Origin of the sequence: Balneola sp. (assembly GCA_002694685.1) — a bacterium.
GTDB lineage: Bacteria > Bacteroidota > Rhodothermia > Balneolales > Balneolaceae > Gracilimonas.
In genome coordinates this window covers 19,409-27,362 of sequence record NZMW01000008.1, presented here as the reverse complement: position 1 = coordinate 27,362, position 7,954 = coordinate 19,409, and the positions used below count along the sequence as shown (strand labels likewise).

General features: G+C 35.8%; 6 protein-coding genes. 5 read left to right on the top strand and 1 reads right to left on the bottom strand.

Annotated elements, in window-relative coordinates; genetic code table 11:
* Positions 1-20 precede the first annotated feature (20 nt).
* Both CL667_09545 and CL667_09540 read left to right on the top strand, forming a co-directional pair.
* Positions 21-1,526 carry a hypothetical protein gene (locus CL667_09545; protein MAL17943.1) on the top strand — a complete coding sequence of 502 codons (1,506 nt, stop codon included), beginning with the start codon at positions 21-23 and terminating at the stop codon, positions 1,524-1,526.
* A 186-nt stretch (positions 1,527-1,712) separates the two neighbouring features.
* Positions 1,713-2,234 (top strand): hypothetical protein, encoded by a 522-nt coding sequence (locus CL667_09540; GenBank protein ID MAL17942.1) that lies wholly within the window; start codon positions 1,713-1,715, stop codon positions 2,232-2,234.
* A 14-nt stretch (positions 2,235-2,248) separates the two neighbouring features.
* On the opposite strand, the gene CL667_09535 is transcribed toward CL667_09540, so the two are convergent.
* Positions 2,249-3,175 carry a hypothetical protein gene (locus CL667_09535; GenBank protein MAL17941.1) on the bottom strand — a complete coding sequence of 309 codons (927 nt, stop codon included), beginning with the start codon at positions 3,173-3,175 and terminating at the stop codon, positions 2,249-2,251.
* 473 nt (positions 3,176-3,648) lie between these two features.
* Between CL667_09535 and CL667_09530 the strand changes: the two genes are divergently transcribed.
* Genes CL667_09530 through CL667_09520 form a run of 3 tightly spaced genes read left to right on the top strand, consistent with a single transcriptional unit; the run spans position 3,649 to position 7,930 of the window.
* Complete coding sequence (locus CL667_09530) at positions 3,649-4,467, top strand: hypothetical protein (GenBank protein ID MAL17940.1); 819 nt, start codon at positions 3,649-3,651, stop codon at positions 4,465-4,467.
* Complete coding sequence (gene mraW, locus CL667_09525; protein ID MAL17939.1) at positions 4,460-5,203, top strand: 16S rRNA (cytosine(1402)-N(4))-methyltransferase; 744 nt, start codon at positions 4,460-4,462, stop codon at positions 5,201-5,203. Before CL667_09530 ends, mraW begins: the two co-directional genes overlap by 8 nt.
* A 9-nt stretch (positions 5,204-5,212) precedes the next feature.
* Positions 5,213-7,930, top strand: coding sequence for a hypothetical protein (locus tag CL667_09520; GenBank protein MAL17938.1), 2,718 nt, complete (start codon positions 5,213-5,215; stop codon positions 7,928-7,930).
* Positions 7,931-7,954 lie beyond the last annotated feature (24 nt).

The window sequence follows — 7,954 nt, the reverse complement described above, 5'->3', positions numbered from 1 at the left end:
TGGTCCTGAAGGCGCATGTTATGCGGGTAACCCATTTGGCCTGGTCGCCCACCGGGGACCGCCTGGCCACCGCTTCCTGGGATGGAACCGCGCGCATTTGGGCTACCACCGGCACGGCCGAGCCCATTATCCTGAAAGGACACAAGAGCTCAGTAACCCACCTGGCCTGGTCGCCTTCTGGGGACCGGCTAGCCACCGCTTCTTTGGATGGATCTATTCGAGTTTACGATTTAGATAGTAAAAGTAAGCCATTAATTTTGAAGAAATATAAAGATCGTTTAACCTTTTTAGCGTGGTCTCCCGATGGTACTCGCCTTGCAACTATTTCGGATGATGGTTCAATGAAATTTAATAGAAATGTCCGCATCTGGAATCTTTTAGATGGGATGAATCTTCAACTTATAAATGAAGGTACAGGTTTCACCTGTTTGGCATGGTCTTCTGACGGAAATAGTTTAGCAGCAGCTTCTAGAGATTGTCTTATACGGATTTGGAATGTGGAGATTGAGTACGAACCTTTGATAGTGAAAAACCATGAAATCTCTGTTGAATGTGTAGTTTGGTCGCCCACCGGGGACCACTTGGCTAGCGCTTCCTGGGATGGCACCGCGCGCATCTGGAACCCGGAGGGGGAGTCCGAGCCCCTGGTCCTGAAGGCGCATGTTATGCGGGTAACCCATTTGGCCTGGTCGCCCACCGGGGACCGCCTGGCTACCGGTTCCGGGGATGGCACTGCGAGCATCTGGGACCCGGAGGGTCAGGTCGAGCCAGTGATCCTGAAGGGACATGAGGAGTGGGTACAACACCTGGCCTGGTCTCCCTCTGGGGACCGATTGGCTACCGCTTCCAACGATGGTACCGCGCGCATCTGGGACTCGGATGGGAGGGACGAGCCCATTGTACTGAAAGGCCATGAGGACTGGGTAGATCACCTGTCATGGTCCCCCTCTGGGGACCGTCTGGCAACGGCTTCGGGCGATGGCACCGCGCGCATCTGGGACTCGGACGGGAAAGCCAAGCCTATTATATTGGAGGTGAATAAAAAACCGGTGTACTACTTAGCCTGGTCTCCCTCCGGGGGCCACTTGGCCACTGTTTCCAACGATGGCACAGCACGCATCTGGGACCCGGCTGGCAAGTCCGAGCCTATAGTCCTGAAGGGACACATCGGGAGCGGGATAAACTACCTCGTATGGTCGCCCTCTGGGGACCGCGTGGCAACGGCTTCGTTTGATGGCACAGCACGCATCTGGGACCTGTCAAAAGCAGAAATACCATATACTATTCATGAACATATTTATCCTGAGCAACTCCGGGCACTGCTTGAAAACGACTCGAATCTGACTGATCGCCATTTTATTGGCTATCAGGATGGGAGTGATATGCAGCTTAAAAAAGGGGAGCAGATTTGTTTTTATGAAAAATCAAACATTGAAATACTAAAACAATCAAGTACTAAAAATCTATGGGCCGGATATTCAGGCTCTTCCGTAGTTATTTTCAAGATTGAAAATGAAAGAGAGTAATCCTGTGTTATACTTGCAAATTTAAAGTTATAAAGATTCTATTCTGACCTCAGGATGGTACTGACTATTGCAAGAATTTTAAAATATATCGTTTCGTGAGGTATTAAACTTTGAGACATTGATTGTAACGATAAAATCCGAGAGCTTAGCGAGATCAGTAAGTTCCTCAATCAACTACCGGAAGCAATGGCTGCATATCAATTTTTCTTAGATGTAATTCCTAAAAGCGTACTACTGGAAAAGTACGACCGGATACCAGATAAGATTTCCGTAAGTACAAAAACCGACTTATCCGAATCATATACCCGTAAATATTGGAAAATCGCGGAAACCGACCCCACCCAAATAGTAGAAGAAATTGATAAATTGTTGCCAAGAGCAGATTGGGGTAACGACAAACATATACACATCTGGAAAATTAAGACTAATAAGGTGGATAACGACGCACACCTTATTGTAAATAAGCGTACAGGATACATTGAATATTTGTGCTTCAGGGCTGATTTAAGAGAAGATCGCTTACAGTTTTTAATGAATATGATTGAGCTTGCTGAAAAGTTTGACTGGATCTTTATGGACTCGAAAGATAATCTAGCGAATCCAGATATTCATGAAATCAAAAAGCTCATAGTAAAATCAAATGCTTTTCGATTTATACATAATCCGCAGAAATTACTCGATGACCTGAAACCGGAAAACTTAACATAGAATAAGACAATTTCTCATAGATCCTTCAACACGTTAAAGATATCGTTGTCCTCCCCATACTCATCATTGATCAAATACCGTAACGTCATTTCAAAATTTATGATCTCACGCTGTTCCAGTTTGAGGCGATCTTCATTTTTACCAAAGAATTCAGAGGTTACAAGTTTGCGTATTGCTTTTCGGGAAGATAGTAAGGTGGTAGGGATATCATAGAAGACAAGTTTGGCTCCATCCTCCATGGCCCCCTCTACATAGAAAGGAAAGGGGCGGAATCGTGTTTGTATGGTTACCTTTTTGTAATTGCGTGTGAGGCGTGGAAGGTTCGCCCGTTCCAGGTCCGTGATTCGCTCAGGAATAAAAATATTAAACTCATAATCATCATATAGGATGGTTTTTCCATCAATCTTCACTTCGTTGGACATCATCAGCTCTTGGTCAATCTTCTTTAGAAAGTTTTCGTAATAGCCGATTGCCAGTGAAGTTGAGGGCAGAAGTTGAATTTCGGTCTTATTGATAGCCTCTTTCATGGCCTGTTCAAGGGCTTTGCAAGCTTTTGCTATTGATGCTTCGTCACCTTCCCGAAACATGGAAATACTGATGCCTGAGTAGTCCGAAAGAATATCAACACTTTCCTCACAGAGAATAAAAGCCCGTTTAGTCCCCAGACGCCCCAGAAAGAGCCCTTGCTCAAAAATTAGATTATCACGAGCTGAGCTTTTCTGCTTATCTCTTGAATGAGTGATATCGTCGGGGGTAAAGATCAGGATGGCGAAATCAAACAGGTTGGCGGCATCGAGCAGCGATTTGAGGTAGCTAACGTTTAGCTTGAAGACATCTTCATTCCACAGCGTGGGTTCAAAACGCTCTGAGAAATAGGCCTTCACTTGTTTAGCAACTAGCAAGCCTTCTGATGAGGAGCCGATGAAGATAGAGTGTTTCATACAAGATATGGCCCTTTTTTTTATTGAAATCTAGAGTCAATTTAACATTGAATTTAGTCTTCAACATTGAAAGAAACTTTATTTTATGTAATCGTTAGTTTAAAATGAATTTTTTTAAAAAAATACCAAAACATAGTCGATATGATTCAGTCGTAAGGTAATTAGGTTCGGAGTATGATTTATATGATGAGGATATTTTTATTGTAATTATAAAAAGAGACATAAGAGGGTGTAGAAAGAAACTAAATGAAGTAATAGAAGATGTTTGGTAATTACTTTTAAGCCTTAATACCAAATTATTAAGAATATGAAAATTGAGGTGACCAATTTTAAAATTTGTATTGTTGCAAAGTGTCAATCCTAAATATTATTTATTCTTGCACTTTATTTACTATAATAATGGTCTATATAATTACAATTTAGTTAAAGCTACCTTTTAATTAGAATTATTAAACTTAAAGTATTGACTGCTAATGATCTTTATAAGTTATCGACGAGATGACACGAAGGATATTGCTGGACGCCTTTATGAGTCATTAATTTCAAAGTTTGGAAGAAATAATATCTTTTATGATGCAGAGTCTATTGAGCCAGGAAGTACATTTCCGTATGAACTAACTCGAAAGATAACCAATTCAAAAATAGTTCTGGTTCTTATCGGAAAGCGTTATTTAAGTATTACTGATGATGAAAACGAAGTTAGACTGTTTAGTCTTGAAGACTTTGTAAATAAGGAAGTTGGATTGGCTCTACGCTCAGAATGTGTTGTAATACCAATATTGGTTGATAACACCGATATGCCAAGTGAAAAAGAGTTGCCAGAAAATCTGAGCAAATTAGCATATTGCAATGCAGTATCTATAGATTGGGCGAAGTGGTCAAGAGACATTGAGTTTTTAGCAAATAATATTCGCAAAATTTTATCACCAGAGAGCAAAAGAAAAGGCAATTTTATACAAGAAAAAATGACAGAAATTCCAGTCAACGAATTATTGTCATCAATTAATCATCTAAGGAACAAGAATAAAATTTACGAGCCTTATTCTAGTATGAATTATATATATGGAGAAGTTGTAAATAAATTTAGTGAAAATAGAGGAAGTATGTATGAAATAGAGGATGGAAATAATACATATTTCTGTAACTACTCTGATATCCTTACAGAGGGTTTTAGGACTTTAAGAATTGGAGATAAAGTGAGATTTGCAAAGTCAAATGTAGATGAAAATAATAAAGCTACATATGTTTTAAAAATTGAAAAGCAATATAAATTAATTGATGTAAATGAATAATAATAATACAAATGAGCATTATGATAATCTAGCAAATAATTATGACGAATTATGGTTTTACTCTGAGGGATATGTAAATAAACTCACGAATGAAATAATTAAGATTATTGATTTAAGCGTCGATGATAAGTTTGTTGATTTAGGGTGTGGGACAGGCATTTATTCAAAATCTATATTGAAAGAAATTGATTTGAAAAAAAAAATCATTTGTTCCGATATATCAAAAAAAATGATAGAGCAGGCTAAAAAAAATATCTTTGCTGAATTTCGAACGGTAAGCGCACTGGAGTTTTCAAAGAAACCTATCAAATATGATAAATTGTTGATCAAAGAGGTGATTCATCATATTGAGAAAAAAGAAGAGCTTATTAGAAATATTTATACTCAGCTCAATGAAAAAGGTATTTGCTTAATATTACTGCTTCCACCAAAAATAGAATATCCATTATTTAAAAAAGCCATAGAATTATATGAAAAAAATCAACCGGATTATAAAGATATATCTATGATATTAAGAAACGAAGGGTTTGATGTAGAGGAAAAAGAAATATCTATTCCTCTTTCGATACCAAAAGCAAAATATTTTAATATGATAGAAAATAGATATATGTCACTGCTATCTGATTTTTCAGAAAAAGAAATTCATACAGGTATTTCTAGCCTAAGAAAAAAATACAATAACCGGAAAAATTTAAATTTCAATGACAGATTTATTGCTTTAAAAGGATCAAAATAAGAAAGTAAAATGAGTTCTCGGGAAATAGTAGATTCAATTAGGCAAAGATTGAAGGCCAATAAACTGGCCAACAATGTTTTAAAAAATAATTATGAAAGACCGCTACAAGAGTTGGTTAAAGGATACTCTGAGTTGGCCGTTTATTGGCTAGAAAAGTCTATATCTAAAATAATAGACTACTGGTGTAAAGTTCATGATATCGAACTAGACTCTAAAGCTCGCTATTCGAAAGATGAAATTGAATCAAAGTTGTGCATAATTGATGAGGAACTAGGAGAGCCTTTACGCACGTGTTTTAAACTTTTAGATGAAATAGATGATGAGAATATTGCTACTAAAGTTGAACCTGTCATTGGATTCTTGAAAACGTTTGTTAGGGTTGTAGAACAAATAGAAGACTATGACACCTTGTCAAAAGAAAAGCCAAATATTGACAAGGAATTATCAGACAAAATATCCTTTATAACGAGGTTGTTTAATATTCTAAAATTTGAATTAGCAGAGGTTTTATATCACTCGGAAGGATCGATTTATTTGTTATTCAAACTTAACATTGGGATAAAGTATGAGTACAGAGAGGTATTTATCTCAGATGATTTTGATTTGTTGAAAGATTTAGAGGCCAATGTTAAGAACATTTTCGAGACTGATTATCCGATTACTACAAGTCTAGTTTTAACAAACAATTATTTGATTTTAAATAATAGAGATTACAATGCTTTTACCGTAGACACTATTATATCAAGTATTTTTAATTCAAAGAAGTATTGGGAGAACTTAAGGGAAACAGATTTTTCTAATTCAAAATATATTGACATAAAATTAAAGGGAGACATATTAAAGTATGATAAAGAAAAACAAAATTATACCATATATGGAACTGAAGATGTTGATACTCATATAGATAATTTCTTAGAAACTGACCATAGAAATATTTTTGTTGTTTCTAAAGCAGGTGGAGGCAAATCATTTTTTTGTAGGAAGGTTTTCGAAAACATCAATTCACAGATAATAAGAAGCAAATTCGCCTTTTATTTTGATCTATCGAATATGGGTAGATCAAAAAATATAAATAAATTTATAAATGATAGCTTAGTTGATTATTTCAGTATAAATACTAGTTCAATATTCGATGTCATTAATTTCTTAAGCTCAGAAGGAAAGATTATTCTAATATTTGACGGATTGGATGAAATACTGGAACAAGATGGAGAGATAGAGGATATAATTGAAGTTTTTGGGAATTTGTCTAAATTATTTACGTCTAAATCAAAGATTATTATAACTTCGCGTCAAACATTGTTGCAATCATCTAAATACATTAATGAATTGTTAGATAAGAATGCAGTTGTTTCAGACAAGGTAAGTTATGGGTTAACTGCTGAAGGGATAGATCCTTTGCAGTTGCCCAATTTTAGTATTATCAAACTGTTAGATTTAGAATTAGACACTATAGAACCAGATATTTCATCAAGTATTCATGTAAACAGTAAAAATAGGATTTTAAAATCAACTCCCTTGATCATTGATCTATTTCAACGCATTAAGATAACGACTAACAGTGAAAAATTTATAGATGATCAAACCAAGGAATTAGACTTAACTAAAGTTATTTACCAAATAATTTTACAGCACCTTGAGCATGATGATGAGCTGATGATGAAAATTGCTAAATATTTCTGTGAATCTTACCAAAATGGGATTAGTGCTTTTGAGCTTTTAAATATAGTTGGCACATTGGGCTCGAGTGTTTTCAGGTCAAAATTTACATACGAGGAGTTTATTTTAAAAGATTTGTTTAAAAAAGTTGACCGTAATACTTACAATTTCGTCCACAAAAGTTTTTATGAGTTCTTATTTTCATACGGCTATTGCTTGGATTCAGATTCTGTCTACACAAAACATTCTTTAAATGAAGATGTAAGAAGTCACATAAATACCATTCATAATAATAGAGAATTATTCAAAATTGATGCCTTCTCCTATAATACTGACAAAACAGTTATACCGGGTAAATATCTGTTAGGAGAGTATGATTCAATTAAGATATTTGAGAATAATAACATAGTTAGATTTGACGAGTTTCCTGTCACTGTAAAAGAGTACAATGAATTTTTACTTTCTATTGAGGGGACAGATATTTCAGAGTTTGAGCATCCCTCGCAACCTAAAGAAATTGATCATAACCCTAATTACAAACTACTTAAAAAGAAAGATTATTATAAAAACCCAAAATATTTAAATTTTCCTGCCATATGTATTACGTGGTGGAGTGCCTATGCATTTGCAAAATTTAATGAAAAAAGACTACCAACTAGTGAAGAGTGGGAATGTGCTAGTCGAGGTATGTATGGGAACATATTTCCTTGGGGTGATAAAGTTGATATAGAACTAGCTAATTGTGCTGATTTCTGGGCTCAAAAATTACTATTATCTTATGATAGCTGGAAAAAAGAGTTTGACAAAAACACGAATTTTAGGGCTGGAGAGACAACTGATGTATTTGATTTTGAAGAAAATATATCTCCTTTCGGAGTTAAAAACATGAGTGGAAACGTTTGGGAATTAACATCGACACTAACGGAAGATTATGAAAGAGTTGTTATTTGTGGAGGATCATTTGATAATCCTTTTAAAGCTATAAAATGTTGCTCTAAGGGACTTGCAGAATTGCAGGTAATGAGTAATGCAGTTGGATTTCGTTGTTGTCAGACATTAAAAAAATAACGTTTTACCGAATCCCAGATCATC

Excerpts from the sequence above, each read along its gene's own strand:
- CL667_09545 (MAL17943.1), top strand. The coding sequence starts at position 21 with ATGCGGGTAACCCATTTGGCCTGGTCGCCCACCGGGGACCGCCTGGCC.
- CL667_09540 (MAL17942.1), top strand. The coding sequence starts at position 1,713 with ATGGCTGCATATCAATTTTTCTTAGATGTAATTCCTAAAAGCGTACTA.
- CL667_09535 (MAL17941.1), bottom strand. The coding sequence starts at position 3,175 with ATGAAACACTCTATCTTCATCGGCTCCTCATCAGAAGGCTTGCTAGTT.
- CL667_09530 (MAL17940.1), top strand. The coding sequence starts at position 3,649 with ATGATCTTTATAAGTTATCGACGAGATGACACGAAGGATATTGCTGGA.
- mraW (MAL17939.1), top strand. The coding sequence starts at position 4,460 with ATGAATAATAATAATACAAATGAGCATTATGATAATCTAGCAAATAAT.
- CL667_09520 (MAL17938.1), top strand. The coding sequence starts at position 5,213 with ATGAGTTCTCGGGAAATAGTAGATTCAATTAGGCAAAGATTGAAGGCC.